Source organism: Deltaproteobacteria bacterium, from assembly GCA_009929795.1.
GTDB lineage: Bacteria > Desulfobacterota > Desulfovibrionia > Desulfovibrionales > Desulfomicrobiaceae > RZZR01.
In genome coordinates this window covers 1-1215 of sequence record RZZR01000381.1, presented here as the reverse complement: position 1 = coordinate 1215, position 1215 = coordinate 1, and the positions used below count along the sequence as shown (strand labels likewise).

The 1215-nt window shown below is 61.7% G+C and carries 2 protein-coding genes; both read right to left on the bottom strand.

Features of this window, described 5'->3' with window-relative positions:
* Nucleotides 1–249, bottom strand: a 249-nt coding sequence (locus tag EOM25_15165) for a hypothetical protein (protein NCC26519.1), incomplete at its 3' end; no start/stop codon positions are given.
* A 2-nt stretch (nt 250–251) separates the two neighbouring features.
* A partial coding sequence (locus tag EOM25_15160) for a 4-hydroxybenzoyl-CoA reductase (GenBank protein NCC26518.1) occupies nt 252–1215 on the bottom strand: 964 nt, incomplete at its 5' end.

The window sequence follows — 1215 nt, the reverse complement described above, 5'->3', positions numbered from 1 at the left end:
CCCCAGGACCGTGTCCGCATGCAGGATCTGCCGGTTCAGGTTGCTGATCTCCACGGTGTCATGGTCCACGATCTGGATGTGGCCGATGCCCGCCCCTGCCAGATAAAAGGCCGAGGCAGACCCCAGCCCTCCGGCCCCGGCAATCAGGACACAGGTGTTTGCCAGCTTTTCCTGACCTCCGGGACCGATTCCGGGAAGGAGGGTCTGCCGGAGATATCTGTCATCACCGGCACCGGGCACGCCGCCCATGATCAGGCAGAGGCCCTGGTGCGTTCCTGGTATTCCTGGATGGCGTGGAATACCCGTTCCGGTGTCAGGGGCAGCTCGTAAATCCGGACCCCCGCGGCATCGTACACCGCATTGAGGATGGCCGGGATGGTGGGCATGATAGCCCCTTCCCCCACTTCCTTGGCGCCGAACGGCCCGTTGGGCTCGTCACTTTCCACCACAATGGTCTTGACCCGGGGCATGTCCATGGAGGTGACGATCTTGTACTCCGCCAGATCGTCGTTGAGCACCCGGCCCTGGTTGTCAAAGATCACCTCCTCATGCATGGCTTCACCGATGCCCATGGAGATGGAGCCTTCCATCTGGCCTTCCACGGAAGTCATGTTGATGGCCTTGCCGCAGTCATGGGCGTCGGTGATCTTGTCAATGGTGACCTGGCCGGTGTCCATGTCCACCGTGACCTCGGCCACCTGGGCCGAACACCCGTAGGCCGGGGAGGTGCCCACGGCCGCGCCCTTGAACTTGCCGCCCAGGGAATGGGGCTTGTATTTGCCGGTTCCCACGATGGAGCCGCGTTCCAGAAATGCGATGCGGGATGCTTCCTTGAAGGTGAGCTTGTCAGAATCCGGGTTGTCGGTCCATCCCCGGTGTTCCTTGATATACCGGGTCCGGAGGGCGGAAAAATCCGGGGTGTCGCCGTCAAATTCGATGAATCCGTTCCGGATGTCCAATTTTTCCACGGGCACGGTCAGCTGTTCCGACAACACTTCCAGGACCTGGCGTTTGACATTTTCCGCCGCCTCTTTGGTGGCATGTCCGGTCATCAGGGTCTGGCGGCTGGAATAGGCGCCCAGGTCCACGCCCATGTCCGTATCCCCCGAGGCCAGCCGGACATTTTCCAGCGGGATGCCTAACGCTTCAGCCGCGATCATGGCAAAGGCAGTGTCCGACCCCTGGCCGATTTCGGCGGATGCCGTGTACACCAGG